Annotated in this window: 13 protein-coding genes; 4 read left to right on the forward strand and 9 right to left on the reverse strand. The window is 71.5% G+C overall.

Annotated elements, in window-relative coordinates; translation table 11 throughout:
• Positions 1–94: 94 nt before the first annotated feature.
• Complete coding sequence (locus tag OIE49_RS15455) at positions 95–1,909, reverse strand: ABC-F family ATP-binding cassette domain-containing protein (protein WP_100571071.1); 1,815 nt, start codon at positions 1,907–1,909, stop codon at positions 95–97.
• A gap of 157 nt (positions 1,910–2,066) precedes the next feature.
• On the opposite strand from OIE49_RS15455, the gene OIE49_RS15460 reads away from it, so the two are divergent.
• A complete protein-coding gene (locus OIE49_RS15460; protein WP_326802825.1) occupies positions 2,067–2,657 on the forward strand; it encodes a Uma2 family endonuclease in 591 nt (196 codons plus the stop codon).
• A gap of 13 nt (positions 2,658–2,670) precedes the next feature.
• Here the strand turns inward: OIE49_RS15460 and OIE49_RS15465 are convergent, their stop codons facing one another.
• From OIE49_RS15465 to rsmI, 6 genes are all read right to left on the reverse strand, one after another.
• Complete coding sequence (locus tag OIE49_RS15465) at positions 2,671–3,564, reverse strand: 4-(cytidine 5'-diphospho)-2-C-methyl-D-erythritol kinase (RefSeq protein WP_326802826.1); 894 nt, start codon at positions 3,562–3,564, stop codon at positions 2,671–2,673.
• Positions 3,561–4,430 (reverse strand): 16S rRNA (adenine(1518)-N(6)/adenine(1519)-N(6))-dimethyltransferase RsmA, encoded by an 870-nt coding sequence (rsmA, locus tag OIE49_RS15470; protein ID WP_326802827.1) that lies wholly within the window; start codon positions 4,428–4,430, stop codon positions 3,561–3,563. The genes OIE49_RS15465 and rsmA overlap by 4 nt, the downstream gene beginning before the upstream one ends.
• Positions 4,431–4,863: 433 nt before the next feature.
• Positions 4,864–6,423, reverse strand: coding sequence for a ubiquitin-like domain-containing protein (locus OIE49_RS15475; protein ID WP_326802828.1), 1,560 nt, complete (start codon positions 6,421–6,423; stop codon positions 4,864–4,866).
• 53 nt (positions 6,424–6,476) lie between these two features.
• A complete protein-coding gene (locus OIE49_RS15480; protein ID WP_326802829.1) occupies positions 6,477–7,355 on the reverse strand; it encodes a TatD family hydrolase in 879 nt (292 codons plus the stop codon).
• 94 nt (positions 7,356–7,449) lie between these two features.
• Positions 7,450–7,860 carry a hypothetical protein gene (locus OIE49_RS15485; RefSeq protein WP_100571076.1) on the reverse strand — a complete coding sequence of 137 codons (411 nt, stop codon included), beginning with the start codon at positions 7,858–7,860 and terminating at the stop codon, positions 7,450–7,452.
• 246 nt (positions 7,861–8,106) lie between these two features.
• The gene (gene rsmI / locus OIE49_RS15490) at positions 8,107–8,955 is read right to left on the reverse strand and encodes a 16S rRNA (cytidine(1402)-2'-O)-methyltransferase (protein ID WP_100571140.1); all 849 of its coding nucleotides are present in this window, start codon (positions 8,953–8,955) and stop codon (positions 8,107–8,109) included.
• 120 nt (positions 8,956–9,075) lie between these two features.
• On the opposite strand from rsmI, the gene OIE49_RS15495 reads away from it, so the two are divergent.
• Complete coding sequence (locus tag OIE49_RS15495; protein WP_326802830.1) at positions 9,076–10,824, forward strand: dolichyl-phosphate-mannose--protein mannosyltransferase; 1,749 nt, start codon at positions 9,076–9,078, stop codon at positions 10,822–10,824.
• A gap of 317 nt (positions 10,825–11,141) precedes the next feature.
• Here the strand turns inward: OIE49_RS15495 and OIE49_RS15500 are convergent, their stop codons facing one another.
• On the reverse strand, positions 11,142–11,552 hold the full coding sequence (locus OIE49_RS15500; RefSeq protein WP_326802831.1) for a hypothetical protein: 411 nt from the start codon (positions 11,550–11,552) through the stop codon (positions 11,142–11,144).
• A 675-nt stretch (positions 11,553–12,227) separates the two neighbouring features.
• Between OIE49_RS15500 and OIE49_RS15505 the strand changes: the two genes are divergently transcribed.
• Complete coding sequence (locus OIE49_RS15505) at positions 12,228–12,773, forward strand: hypothetical protein (protein WP_326802832.1); 546 nt, start codon at positions 12,228–12,230, stop codon at positions 12,771–12,773.
• 199 nt (positions 12,774–12,972) lie between these two features.
• On the opposite strand, the gene OIE49_RS15510 is transcribed toward OIE49_RS15505, so the two are convergent.
• Positions 12,973–13,185, reverse strand: a complete 213-nt coding sequence (locus OIE49_RS15510; RefSeq protein ID WP_326802833.1) for a hypothetical protein — start codon at positions 13,183–13,185, stop codon at positions 12,973–12,975.
• 382 nt (positions 13,186–13,567) lie between these two features.
• Here OIE49_RS15510 and OIE49_RS15515 point away from each other — a divergent pair, with 382 nt between their 5' ends.
• Positions 13,568–13,777, forward strand: coding sequence for a hypothetical protein (locus tag OIE49_RS15515; protein ID WP_100571079.1), 210 nt, complete (start codon positions 13,568–13,570; stop codon positions 13,775–13,777).
• Positions 13,778–13,870 lie beyond the last annotated feature (93 nt).

Consider the following 13,870-nt stretch of genomic DNA (forward strand, 5'->3'; position numbering starts at 1 on the left):
TATGCGTGGCGGTCCCGGCGGACTTCCCTCCAGAAAACCGACACGTCCCGTTCACACGGCGCGAGCGCCCGCCCCGGCGCAGCGGCCTGTACCGCTACGCGTCCTCCGCGAGTTCGAGCCAGCGCATCTCCAGTTCCTCCCGCTCCCCCGCCAACGCGCGCAGCTCGGCGTCGAGTTCGGCGACCTTCGCGAAGTCGGTGGCGTGCTCGGCGATCCGCGCGTGCAGCGTGGACTCCTTCTCGGAGACGCGGTCCAACTGCCGTTCGATCTTCTGCAGTTCCTTCTTCGCGGCGCGCAGTTCGGCGGCGCTGCGCTCGGGCGCGGCCTGCTCGGCGGCGGGCGCCGGGACCGGGGCGGCGGCCGCGGCTTGCTGCTCCATCCGCTGCCGCCGCTCCAGGTACTCGTCGATGCCGCGCGGCAGCATCCGCAGCGCGCCGTCGCCGAGGAGCGCGAACACCGTGTCGGTGGTGCGCTCGACGAAGAAGCGGTCGTGGGAGATGACGACCATCGAGCCGGGCCAGCCGTCGAGAACGTCCTCGAGCTGTGTGAGGGTCTCGATGTCGAGGTCGTTGGTGGGCTCGTCGAGGAAGAGCACGTTGGGCTCGTCCATGAGCAGGCGCAGCAGTTGCAGCCGCCGCCGCTCACCGCCGGACAGGTCGCCCACCGGTGTCCACTGCTTCTCCTTGCCGAAGCCGAACGTCTCGCACAGCTGCCCGGCGGTCATCTCCCGCCCCTTGCCGAGGTCGACGCGCTCGCGCACCTGCTGCACAGCCTCCAGGACCCGCCAGTCGGGGTCGAGTTCGGCGACCTCCTGGGAGAGGTAGGCGAGCTTGACGGTCCTGCCGACGGCGATCCGGCCGCCGACGGGCTGTGCCTCGCCCTCGGTGCGGGCGGCGTCCGCCATGGCCCGCAGCAGGGAGGTCTTACCGGAGCCGTTGACACCGACGAGACCGATCCGGTCGCCCGGTCCGAGGTGCCAGGTGACGTGCTTGAGCAGCACCTTGGGACCGGCCTGGACGGTGATGTCCTCCAGGTCGAAGACCGTCCTGCCGAGGCGGGAGGAGGCGAACTTCATCAGCTCACTGCTGTCGCGGGGCGGCGGCACGTCGGCGATCAGCTCGTTGGCGGCCTCCACCCGGAAGCGGGGCTTGGAGGTACGGGCGGGGGCGCCGCGCCGCAGCCAGGCCAGCTCCTTGCGGATCAGGTTCTGCCGCTTGACCTCCTCGGTGGCGGCGATCCGCTCGCGCTCGGCGCGGGCGAAGACGTAGTCGGAGTAGCCGCCCTCGTACTCGTACACGGCCCCGCGCTGCACGTCCCACATGCGGGTGCAGACCTGGTCGAGGAACCAGCGGTCGTGGGTGACGCACACCAGCGCGGAGCGGCGCTCGCGCAGGTGCCGTGCCAGCCAGGAGATGCCCTCGACGTCGAGGTGGTTGGTGGGCTCGTCCAGGACGAGCAGGTCCTGCTCCTCGATGAGCAGCTTGGCCAGCGCGATCCGCCGCCGCTCACCGCCGGACAGCGGCCCGATGACGGTGTCGAGGCCCTTGGGGAAGCCCGGCAGGTCGAGCCCGCCGAACAGTCCGGTCAGTACGTCCCTGACCTTGGCGTTGCCGGCCCACTCGTGGTCGGCCATGTCCCCGATGACCTCGTGGCGGACGGTGGCCTCCGGGTCGAGGGAGTCGTGCTGCGTGAGCACCCCGAGCCGCAGTCCGCCGGAGTGCGTGACCCGTCCGGTGTCGGCGTCCTCCAGCCTGGCCAGCATCCGGATCAGCGTGGTCTTGCCGTCACCGTTGCGCCCGACGACCCCGATCCGGTCCCCTTCGGACACACCGAGCGAGACACCGTCGAGCAGGGCGCGCGTGCCGTACACCTTGCTGACGTTCTCGACATTGACCAGGTTGACGGCCATTTCACTCCTGTGCGCGGGGGTCGGTCAGCCTTCTAGCGTAGGGCCTCGGAGATGAGGAGCGACGCGCGAGGCGATCGTCACCCTTTGTGATGACGTGATCGGCAACGGGCGGCTACCGTGGAGGGCAGGCAGCAGAATCCCGTCCATGGGAGGAACCATGACCGCCGAGTCCACCGAGCAGCCTCACTGGCCGATGCCGCCGATGGACGGTTACACCGTGGACGATCTGTTCACGCTGCCCAATCTCCCGCCGCACACCGAGCTGATCGACGGGAGCCTGGTCTTCGTGAGTCCGCAGCGCTACTTCCACTTCACAGCGATCGATCTGCTCGTGAGTGGCCTGCGCAGTACTCTGCCGCCCGAGCTCAAAGTCGCCCGTGAGATGACCGTCCTGTTGGACAAGCGCAACGGGCCCGAGCCAGACATCTCCGTCGTCACGGCGAGCGCCAAAACAGGACCGATGCAGACGCACTTCGACGGGAGAGACGTCCGCCTGGCCGTCGAGGTCATTTCCCCGGAGTCCGAGTCACGTGACCGCTACACCAAGCCGGTCAAGTACGCCGCAGCAGGCATCCGCCATTTTTGGCTGGTCGAGATGGCGGGTCCCGACAGCCGCCCAGTCGTGCAGGTCTACGAGCTGGCCCAGACAGCCCGCGAGTACGCCTTGACCGGCATTCACCACGATCACCTCAAGGTCGACGTGCCCTACACCATCGACATCGACCTGACCGCCATCGACAACCTCTGAGCCGCCCGGCTCCTCAGAGCACCGTCGCCCCCGCCGCGGGCCCCCTGGCCACCCGTACCGTGCGGCAGGTGCCGGACTCCTGCAGGGCTCGCGCCACTGCCCCCGCCGACTCGGCGTCAGCCGTGAGGAAGGCCGTCGTCGGCCCCGAGCCGGAGACCAGGCCCGCCAGGGCACCGGCCTCACACCCCGCCGCGAGGGTGTCCGCCAGAGACGGGCGCAGGGAGAGCGCGGCGGGCTGGAGGTCGTTGGACAGGGCCGCGGCCAGGGCTGCCGTGTCCCCCTTCTCCAGGGCGGCCAGCAGGTCCTCGGAGGCGACCGGCTCCGGAATGTCCGTGCCCTCGGCGAGCCGGTCGAACTCGCGGAACACCGCAGGCGTGGACAGCCCCCCGTCGGCCATCGCGAACACCCAGTGGAAGGTGCCGCCGACCTCCAGCGGGCGCAGCTTCTCCCCGCGCCCGGTGCCCAGCGCCGCCCCGCCGACCAGGCTGAACGGCACATCGCTGCCCAGCTCGGCGCAGATGTCGAGGAGTTCGTCGCGGGAGGCGTTCGTGCCCCACAGCGCGTCGCAGGCCACCAGCGCGCCCGCGCCGTCCGCGCTGCCGCCCGCCATGCCCCCGGCGACCGGGATGTCCTTGGCGATGTGGATGTGCACGTCGGGGCTGCGGCCGTAACGCTCGGCGAGGACGAGTGCCGCGCGGGCGGCGAGGTTCGTACGGTCCAGGGGGACCTCGCCGGTGTCCGGGCCCGCGCAGGTCACGCGCAGTTCGTCGGCCTCGGTGACCGTGACCTCGTCGTACAGGCCGACCGCGAGGAAGACGTTCGCCAGGTCGTGGAAGCCGTCGGGGCGGGCGGCGCCGACCGCGAGCTGGGCGTTGACCTTGGCCGGGACGCGTACGGTGACGCTCACTTACCGGTCTCCTTGTGTTCGGCGATCCGTGCGAACTCCTCCACGGTCAGCGACTCGCCCCGCGCCTGCGGGGAGACCCCGGCGGCGACCAGGGCCGCCTCCGCCGCCGCGGCCGAACCGGCCCACCCGGCGAGCGCGGCCCGCAGGGTCTTGCGGCGCTGGGCGAAGGCCGCGTCGACGACGGCGAAGACCTCGCGCTTGGTGGCGGTGGTCGCGATCGGTTCCGTGCGCCGGACCAGGGACACCAGTCCGCTGTCGACGTTGGGCGCGGGCCAGAAGACGTTGCGGCCGATGGCCCCGGCCCGCTTGACCTCGGCGTACCAGTTGGCCTTCACGGACGGCACGCCGTACACCTTCGATCCGGGCGCCGCGGCGAGCCGGTCGGCGACCTCCGCCTGCACCATCACCAGGGTCCGCTCGATGCTCGGGAAGGTGTCGAGCATGTGCAGCAGGACGGGCACGGCCACGTTGTACGGGAGGTTCGCGACCAGGGCGGTGGGCGCGGGGCCCGGCAGCTCGGTGACGTGCATCGCGTCGGAGTGGACCAGCGCGAAACGGCCGGCGCGCTCCGGCATGCGGGCGGCGACGGTCGCGGGCAGCGCGCCGGCGAGCACGTCGTCGATCTCGACGGCGGTGACCCGCTCGGCGGCCTCCAGCAGGGCGAGGGTGAGGGAGCCGAGCCCCGGGCCGACCTCGACGACCACGTCCTCGGGCTGGACGTCGGCGGTGCGGACGATACGGCGGACGGTGTTCGCGTCGATCACGAAGTTCTGGCCGCGTTGCTTGGTGGGGCGCACGCCGAGCGCGGCCGCGAGTTCGCGGACGTCGGCGGGGCCCAGGAGGGCGTCGGGGGCGGGGCTGCTCACGGCACAAGGGTACGGGGACGCGAACAACGCAACCGCCACGACCACCGCCACCGGGCCCACCCCGCGGCCACCGCCACCGGGCCCACCCCGCGGCCACCCGAAGCCGAAGCCCACCCGCGGCCGCCCCGGAAGCGGCCTAACTGCGGCCGTCCGGAGCGGAGGCGTGCGCGGGCGGGCGGCTCGCCCACGCACGGCGGACGGCGCCGGGGGACGGCGGGGGGCAGCGCGGAGGCTCGCCCGCGACCGCCGCCGACCCCGGCAGCCAGCGCGCGAGGGCCGACCTCCGGCCGCCCCGGGGCGAAACCCCCGGCAGCCGCCCTGGATCGGGACCCGCGGCCGTCCGGAGCGGAGACGGACACGGGGGCGGCGGCTCGCCCACGCACGGCGGACGACGGCGGGGGCAGCGCGGAGGCTCGCCCGCGTCTCCGCGCGTCTACCCCTGCAGTCGGTCGCCGCAGTGGGGCCAGGGGCTCGACCCACGGCTCACGTACAGCTTCTTCGCGCGGTAGGTCTGTTCCTCCGCCGGGGCGTCCTGGGGCCTGCCCCGGCCGCCGAGGCGGTGCCAGGTGCCCTCGTCGAACTGGTACAGGCCGCCGTACGTGCCCGAGGGGTCCACGGCGTCCGCCCTGCCGCCGGACTCGCACTGCGCCAGCCCCTGCCAGTCGAGGTGGTCGGCGCCCCGTACCGACCGGGGATGGGCCCTGGTGCCGACCTTCACGATCTGCGTCCGCGGCGCCCGCACCACCTCCGACTCCACGCGCCACGGCCGCTGCCGCACGCCGTTGACGGTACGCACGGAGTACACGATCCGGCGCACCCCCGGCTGTCCGGCACGCTCCACGACCTCCGTCCCCGTGAACAGGGCCGGGTCGGCGGTGCGCCGTACGGCGAACGGGACGGGCTCCTCGCGCACCTCCCGGCTCCCGGTGATCCGCAGCACGGTGACCGTCTGCCCGTCGCGCGGGAAGCTGGACGGCGCCACGGAGGTGGTGTCCTGGCCCCGCAGGGTGATCCCGGCCTCCCGCACCACGTCCCGCACGGTCGCCGCGTTGGTGCGGACCGTGCGGGCACGCCCGTCCGCCATGACGGTCACCGAGCGTTCGGTGCGCACGTCCAGGGCGAGTCCAGCGCGTCCGATGGGCTGCGAGCGGGCGACCGACAGATGCGCGCCCTCCGCGCGCACGCCCAACTGCCCGAGCGCCTCCTCGACCGTGCGCGCCGTCGTCCACACCTCGCGGCGCTGTCCGTCGAGCGTGAGCCGGACCGGCCGCCCGCGGCGCACGGTGATCTCGTCGCCGCTGGTGAGCGCGGCCTCGGCGCCGGGCACCACCACGTCGTGCGGCCCCAGCCGCACGCCCTCGTCGGCCAGCAGTCCGGAGACGTCGTCTGCGAAGGTGTGCAGAGTGCGCCCGGTGCCGTCGACGCTGAGCTCGATCGCCTTGTCCGTGGCGACGAACGCGGTGGTCCCGCCCGCCAGGAACGCGACGACCAGTGCGCGGGGCAGCAGCCGGCGCACACAGTCCGGCCGTTCCGCGTACCGCGCCCTGCGCCGCCGCTGGCCCCGGTGCGTGCCGCCGCCGCCCGTGCCGCTCCCCGTACCGCTTCCGGCCGGGCGGGTCTGCCGGGGCATCACCAACTGGGTCGGCTCGTGCGCGCCGGACCGGCCGACGGCCTCGTAGGCGGGCCGGTACGTGTCCGCGTACGGCGACCCCTGGGGCCCGTACGGCAGCGTCTGCGCGGTGTGCACGTCGTCATGGACACCGGCCTGCTCGTGCTGCCAGTACGGGTCGTACTGCTCGTACAGGCCGCCGACCTGCTGATACGGGTTGTACGGGTCGTACGGGTTATGGCGGCCCCCGTACCCCTCGTGACCCCCGTACCCCTCGGACAGGCTGTACTGCTCGTACGGGTTGTACGGCCCGTAGGGCTCATACGCCTCGTGGTTCTCGTACGCGCCGTACGCCTCGCAGGTCTCGTACCGCAGATCGCTCACGCGGCGAGAACCTAGCGGAGCGCCCGTCACTCTCCAAAGCGCTCCGCGTGCGTTCAGTAACCGAAAGCGCGGGCCGTGTTGACCGCGAGCGCCGTCGCCAGGGTGTCCTCGTCGATGCCGCGCACGGCGGCCATCGCACGCACCGTGACCGGAACGAGGTACGGGGCGTTGGGCCGTCCGCGGTACGGCGCCGGCGTCAGGAAGGGCGCGTCGGTCTCCACCAGGACCAGTTCCAGCGGGGCGACGGCGAGGGCGTCCCGCAGGTGCTGGGCGTTCTTGAAGGTGACGTTTCCGGCGAAGGACATGTAGTAGCCGGCGCGGGCGCACACCTCGGCCATCTCCGCGTCGCCCGAGTAGCAGTGGAACACCGTCCGCTCGGGGGCACCCTCCTCCTTGAGGACGCGCAGGACGTCGGCGTGGGCGTCCCGGTCGTGGATGACGAGGGCCTTGCCGTGCCTCTTGGCGATCTCGATGTGGGCGCGGAAGGACCGCTCCTGTGCCGCCTTGCCCTCGGGTCCGGTGCGGAAGTAGTCGAGCCCGGTCTCGCCGACGCCCTTGACCTGGGGCAGCGCGGCCAGCCGGTCGATCTCGGCCAGGGCCTCGTCGAGCGCGGCGTCCCCGCCCGGCTCGCGCGCTCCCTGCCGCGACCAGCCGTCCGGATCGCCGTGGACGATGCGCGGGGCCTCGTTCGGGTGCAGGGCGACCGTCGCGTGGACGCTGTCGTACGCGGCGGCCGTCTCGGCAGCCCATCGCGAACCGCCCAGGTCGCAGCCGACCTGGACGACCGTCGTCACGCCCACCGACGCGGCCTTGGCCAGGCCCTCCTCGACCGTGCCGGACTGCATGTCGAGGTGGGTGTGGGAGTCGGCGACCGGTATCCGGAGCGGCTCCGGAAGCGGGGGCGCCGCGTTCTTGTCGGCGTTCGAAGGCATGACCCGATCCTACGGAAGGGGCCGGTCGTCACCCTTCGCCGTCCGCCGGCGGCAGGAACGCGCCCTCCTCAGCCCGCCTTCTCAGTCCGCCTTGTCAGCCGGCCTTGCGGTGGAAGGGGTGCAGCAGGTCCGACAGGTGCCAGTGGTGGTCGCCGTGGACCTCCTGCGCGCGGTCCGCCGCCTCCTCCCCGGGCGGGGGCTCGTGCCGGTGGTCCTCGTGCCGGTGCAGATGGCTCTGCGCGGACGACACCCGCCCGGCCCGCATGATCCGGACGACGTGCCCGTCGCAGTTCTGGCAGTTCGGCCGGCTGAGCGGGGACGGGACGAGGCGGCCGTCCGCCACGTACCGCACGCACTCGTGGCCGTCGCCGTCCGTGTAGTGCTCGATCTCGTACGACTGCTCCCACCCGTGCCCGCACCTCATGCAGGCGAAGGAGTAGGACTCGTTGACGACGGCGGTGGCCGTACCGCGGTGGCCGAAGCCCCGCCCTTCGATGTCGCTCATGCCAGCTCCTCGTGTCCGCGTGTCCGCTGGACAAAAGGGACGGTTGCCGTCCCGTCGTCCAGTGAACTCCTCCGCCGGCGGCGACGCACAAGGCCTGGGGAGTGTTGGAGGCGTTTTGGGCCCCGCTTGCCAAAGGGTCCCTCCGACGGCCGAAGTCCCTTTGCCTTCCCGGACGGCTCTTTGCCGCTCCATGGGGCGGCCGCTCATGAGAGATGCGCCCTGCTCAGAGCGGGTGTGAGCGAGGTCTCACGCCCCGGCGCGCTTGGCGGCGACCACCGCGTCGAACACCTCCCGCTTGGGCACTCCGGCCTCCACCGCGACGGCCGCGATGGCCTCCTTGCGGCGTTCCCCGGCCTCCTCGCGCACCCGCACCCGCCGCACCAGTTCCTCGGGGCCGATCTCCTCGGGCCCCTTCTCGGGCGCCCCCTCGACCACGACGGTGATCTCGCCGCGCACGCCCTCGGCGGCCCACGCGGCCAGCTCCCCGAGTCCGCCGCGCCGCACCTCCTCGTAGGTCTTGGTCAGCTCCCGGCAGACGGCGGCCCGCCGCTCGGCGCCGAAGACCTCGGCCATCGCCGCGAGCGTGTCGTCGAGCCGGTGCGGGGCCTCGAAGTAGACCAGCGTGCGCCGCTCGTCCGCGACCTCCCGCAGCCGGCTCAGCCGCTCGCCCGCCTTGCGCGGCAGGAACCCCTCGAAGCAGAACCGGTCGACCGGCAGCCCGGACAGCGCGAGCGCGGTGAGCACGGCGGACGGGCCCGGCACCGCCGTCACCCGGATGTCCTGCTCCACGGCGGCAGCGACCAGCCGGTAGCCCGGGTCGGACACGGACGGCATGCCCGCGTCCGTCACCAGCAGCACACGCGCCCCGCCGAGCAGCTCCTCGACCAGCTCCGGCGTGCGGGCGGACTCGTTGCCCTCGAAGTACGACACGACGCGCCCCTTGGGGGTGACGCCGAGCGCCTGGGTGAGCCGGCGCAGCCGCCGGGTGTCCTCCGCGGCGACCACGTCCGCGCCGGCCAGCTCCTCGGCGAGCCGGGGCGGCGCGTCCTGGACGTCGCCGATGGGGGTGCCCGCCAAAACAAGGGTTCCAGTCACGCCTCCCATCCTCTCAAGCGCCGTCGCGGGCGAACGCCGAGTGCCGTCGTGGGCGAACGCGTCCCGGCCGGTACGGGCCATGCGCGGGACTCACACGGAACGGTTCCCTACGATGGCGCGGTGACCAGTACCGCGTCCCACACGGACACCCGGCAGGGCCCGGCCCCGCACGACCAGCGGCCGACATGGCAGCAGCGCCTGCGCCGCTTCGGCCACTCCGCGGGGCACGCAAGCGGCGAGAGGGGCGTCGTCGACCGGCTGGTGCCGCCGTATGCGCAGCCCGGCGGGCGCCTGTGGGCAGCCCTGGGCGTCCCGCGGACCCTCGCCGACCGGATCGTGCGCTGGTCCGGCTGGGGCGGCCCGCTGCTGGTCACGCTGGTGGCGGGCGTGCTGCGGTTCTGGAACCTGGGCAGCCCGAAGGCGGTGATATTCGACGAGACGTACTACGCCAAGGACGCGTGGGCGCTCGTCCACCGCGGCTTCGAGGTCAACTGGGACAAGAACGCCAACGACCTGATCCTCAAGACCGGCGGGCACGTCCCCATTCCCACGGACGCGGCCTATGTCGTGCACCCGCCGGTCGGCAAGTACGTGATCGGCCTCGGCGAGCTGATCTTCGGGTTCAACCCGTTCGGCTGGCGCTTCATGACGGCCCTGCTCGGCACGCTGTCGGTGCTGATGCTGTGCCGGATCGGCCGACGCCTGCTGCGCTCCACCTTCCTCGGCTGCCTGGCCGGCGCGCTGATGGCGGTGGACGGCCTGCACTTCGTGATGAGCCGGACCGCGCTGCTCGACGGCGTGCTGATGTTCTTCGTGCTGGCCGCCTTCGGCTGCCTGCTGATCGACCGCGACCGGACCCGGGCGAAACTCGCCGCCGCGCTTCCGGCCGACGACGACGGGCGGGTGCGGCCCGACGCGTACACGGCCGAGACGGCCCGCCTAGGACTGCGCCCCTGGCGCTGGGCGGCGGGCCTCATGCTGGGCCTGGCGTTCGGCACCAAGTGGAACGGCCTGTACATCCTGGCCGCGTTCTGCGTGATGGCCGTGCTGTGGGACGTGGGCGCCCGCAAGGTGGCCGGCGCCTGGCGCCCGTACTCGGCCGTGCTGAAGCGGGACACCGGCATCACCTTCCTGGCCACGGTCCCGGTCGCGATCGCCGTGTACCTGGTCTCCTGGATCGGCTGGATCCGCTCCCCCGCCGACGGCAGCGGCGGCTACTTCCGCGACTGGGCCGCGAACGACGGCAAAGGCAGCGGCTTCGCCTTCCTGCCGGACTGGCTGCGGAGCCTGTGGCACTACGAGCACGAGGTCTACAAGTTCCACGTCGGCCTGTCCTCGCCGCACAACTACCAGTCCAACCCGTGGAGCTGGATCGTCGACGGCCGCCCGGTCTCGTACTTCTACGAGTCGCCCTCCCCGGGCACGGCGGGCTGTCCCACGGACGCCGCCGGCAAGTGCGCACGCGAGGTCCTCGCCATCGGCACGCCGATGCTGTGGTGGGCGGCCTGCGCCGCGCTGGTGTACGTGCTGTGGCGCTGGTTCTTCCGCCGCGACTGGCGTGCGGGCGCCATCGCCTGCGGCGCCGCCGCCGGCTACCTCCCCTGGTTCATGTACCAGGAGCGCACGATCTTCTTCTTCTACGCCATCGTCTTCCTGCCCTTCCTCTGTCTGGCGGTGGCGATGCTGATCGGCGCGATCGTGGGCCCGCCCGGCTCCTCGGAGACCCGCCGCGTCGCGGGCGCGACCGGCGCGGGCGTGCTGTTCCTGCTGATCGCCTGGAACTTCGTCTATTTCTGGCCGCTGTACACGGGCACGTCGATCCCGATCGACTCGTGGCGTTCAAGGATGTGGCTGGACACCTGGGTCTAGCTGGGCAGACACACCACGAGGGCGCGGCCGATGGCCGCGCCCTCGTGGTCGTTGATGGTCGTTGGCGGTCACCACTGGCCGACCTCGGACGGCCCAGAGACGGAGTCGAATCTCAGTTGGTGGCTGAGCAGCCCAAAACCCCGTCCACACGCCGTCCACGCACCCCGAGACGAGACGTTCGAACGCGAGACAGAGCAAGACAGTCCCTCGATCACAGGGGTACCTGACGAAGGGCCCGTGACCTGCTGAAACAGCAGGTCACGGGCCCTTCGTTTCCGTGTGGCGGCGCCCGTGTGTAAGCGTCGAGCAGGCAGGGTCTAATGGCCAACGCCGCTCTTGTTGTTGCGGTCATGTATGTGCAGGTGGATGTGGGTCTGGCCGCTGCCTTGGCCGCCGCGTTGGCCGCCGCCTTGGCCGCGGCCGCCTTGGCCGCGGCCGTAGCCGCCGTGGCCGTAGCCGCCGCCGTAGCCGCCGTGGCCGTGGCCGTAGCTGTAGCCGTGGCCGTAGCTGTAGCCGTGGCCGTAGCTGTAGCCGTGGCCGTGGCCGCCGTGGTCGCCGTGGTCGCCGCCGGGGTCGCCGTAGTCGCTGCTGTAACCGGAATGGTGACCCTGGTCGTAGCTCGCGTCATGGGCCGAAGCGGTCCCCGCCGCGCCGATCGCCGCGCCGCCGGCCATGACAACACCGGCCGCGGACACCGCGAAGAGGCGCTTAATGCGCTGTGCTCGCATGGGTAATACCTTTCCTTCCATCGCCTCGCGCAATGGAACCGCGCGAGATTGATGGCCGCGCCCGCCATATGAGATGCAGCGGCGCGGTCTTAAGGCGTCACCGCTGGATTGATGAGAAGCACGTCCCGGGCTCCGATGCCGCCATGCCGCCCGCCCAGGTTCCACGGGCGAGCGCCGCGACCACGGGCCCCACTGAGGAGACTCGCCGGACGGGGCGTGCCCCGATTGCGGCTTCACTGGTAAACGCTAGTCCGTCCGCAAGTCGGCATCCAGACCGTCGAGCAGATCCAGCCCGACCTGATCCTCCCCACTGGCAAGTGCAAGGGAAAAGCCCGTCCGCTGCCCCAGGCGCCGGCAGACTTCCAGCGGGCTCAGTATGTCTACTACGGCCTGCGGGTTTCCTTCGCCCTGGCACTGCCGGGGGCACATGGGGGACTCGCTGTGGCGCCTCGCAGAGGGTCTGTCACCCACGGGGGCTTTACAGTCCGCGCAACGATCAAGCCCTCATATGCATGGGTTACGCCGGTTGGATGTGACTGAGCGCTTGAGCGAGTGGGCGCGTTCAACCGGCGACGGGAGCACTACGTCCCGACGGCGCGGGGCGGCGGTGGGCCTTGGCGTCGATTGGCGACTCTGGGGGCTGTTATGTCAGTGGAGCCAGTTATGTTGCTGGGCATGACAAGTTGGATCGACTGCGGCGTCCTAGCGTGGGCGGGAGAAGAACGGTACCGGGACGACGAAACCGTCCTGGTCTACTTCAAGGGGACCAGCCTGGCCGCCATGGCGGAAGGCCTGTCCGCGCAGCAGCGGCCGCCGTTCGCCTACGGCAACGACACTGCACCCAGCGAGTGGGGCGTGATCGTGCACCACATGTTCAACCGCGACGACTACGACGAGATCGATTACCGCGAGCTGTGCCCCCAGGGCGCTGAGCTGATGGTGTTCGTTCCCAACCCGTGCGTTGCCAAGGCCCACGGACCCAAGGCGTACCACTACAAGGACGGCCAGATATCGTCCTGCATCGACTACGAGGATCCCGACTACGTCGGAGAGTACTGGCCCAACAAGCTGGCCCCCCTCATCACGGCGGCCGGACTGGACCACCAGAACGAGACCTACGAGGAGCAGCTGACCCAGCTGATCTGTGACCACCTGGGGCTGCCCGCACTGGATCGCGCCACCATCACGGTGGACCGCGACCTGGTGGCCTCCTACTTCTAGGACTAGAAGGAGCCGGGCTCTCATCACTGTCCCCGGATGAACGTGTGTAGCTCCCGTCCCTCAGGCTGGCTGGCGTCCGGGGTCAGCTCACGGCGGTTCCAGGGCGTGTCCGACGGGTCGGCAGAGTCCCTGCGACTCTCCCGACTACGCTCGCGCGGGAGCGCCCCGCGGCGCGTGGCTGCGGGGCGCCTTGTGGGGTTTAGTCGACCGGCTGCCCGTCGTACTTACCGCCCTTGCAGGGGTTGCCCGGCAAGTCGATCCGGGGCGATCCGCCGCCGTCAATGCACTGGTTAGGGCCGACGACGGGGGCACCCTGTGCGGTGGCGGCAGTGGCGGTGGCGGCGCCTGTGAGGCCGAGTCCGGCGAGGGCTGCCGTGGCGCTGACGGCGGCGAGGATTCGTCGAATGCGCATTTGGTTTCCCTTTCACGGATTATCTCGGTCGGCACACTAGTCAGCTTGATCTCCACCCATGTGGGTGGCGCGTCATCTTGCGCCATTCGGGTGATAGTGCTGACGGGTGCGGGGTCGGTGACGCGACCCGTCGGACAGGTCCTAGACGAAGCCACTTGGCACCCGCACGATGACCACGGTCCCGGCCCGATCGAGCAGCCGGCCGCCAAGGTTCCGGCTCGGGGCCCGGCGTCACGGCAGCCAAGCGGATGCCTCACTCAACAGAGCTTCAACGGCACCGAGTTCATTCGCGGAAATGGATCCCGATGCCTCAAGATGCGCGCCCCGGCCGTCGCAGTGACACTGAAAGGACGTCTGAGCAAGCGCCGAAAGGAGCCACCCTATGCGTATTCGACGCGCTGTCACCGCCGCCCTCGCCGCGGCCGCCCTCGCCGGGCTCGGCGTCGTCAACGCCGCGACTGCCCAGGCCGCTCCTCCCCGCATCAGCTGGGGCGACTGCACCTCCAACGGTGGTTACGTGGTGAACCCGTCTCCCAGCGCCTACGTCTGTAACGGCGGGAAGTACGGCGGAGCGGCCATCACGTCGATGTAGGCACGGCCCACGGACTGCCCGAGCTGCCTGAGACGGCCCCGGCCGGAGGCGAGTGCCCTGGCCGGGGCCCTGCAGGACCTTCGCGCAAAGAGG

The organism is Streptomyces sp. NBC_01788 (genome assembly GCF_035917575.1).
Taxonomy (GTDB): Bacteria; Actinomycetota; Actinomycetes; order Streptomycetales; family Streptomycetaceae; genus Streptomyces.

What these genes read in the sequence shown, in the direction of transcription:
- OIE49_RS15455 (WP_100571071.1), bottom strand. Translation starts at nt 1,909, where the DNA reads ATGGCCGTCAACCTGGTCAATGTCGAGAACGTCAGCAAGGTGTACGGC.
- OIE49_RS15460 (WP_326802825.1), top strand. Translation starts at nt 2,067, where the DNA reads ATGACCGCCGAGTCCACCGAGCAGCCTCACTGGCCGATGCCGCCGATG.
- OIE49_RS15480 (WP_326802829.1), bottom strand. Translation starts at nt 7,355, where the DNA reads ATGCCTTCGAACGCCGACAAGAACGCGGCGCCCCCGCTTCCGGAGCCG.
- OIE49_RS15485 (WP_100571076.1), bottom strand. Translation starts at nt 7,860, where the DNA reads ATGAGCGACATCGAAGGGCGGGGCTTCGGCCACCGCGGTACGGCCACC.
- OIE49_RS15500 (WP_326802831.1), bottom strand. Translation starts at nt 11,552, where the DNA reads ATGCGAGCACAGCGCATTAAGCGCCTCTTCGCGGTGTCCGCGGCCGGT.
- OIE49_RS15505 (WP_326802832.1), top strand. Translation starts at nt 12,228, where the DNA reads ATGACAAGTTGGATCGACTGCGGCGTCCTAGCGTGGGCGGGAGAAGAA.
- OIE49_RS15510 (WP_326802833.1), bottom strand. Translation starts at nt 13,185, where the DNA reads ATGCGCATTCGACGAATCCTCGCCGCCGTCAGCGCCACGGCAGCCCTC.
- OIE49_RS15515 (WP_100571079.1), top strand. Translation starts at nt 13,568, where the DNA reads ATGCGTATTCGACGCGCTGTCACCGCCGCCCTCGCCGCGGCCGCCCTC.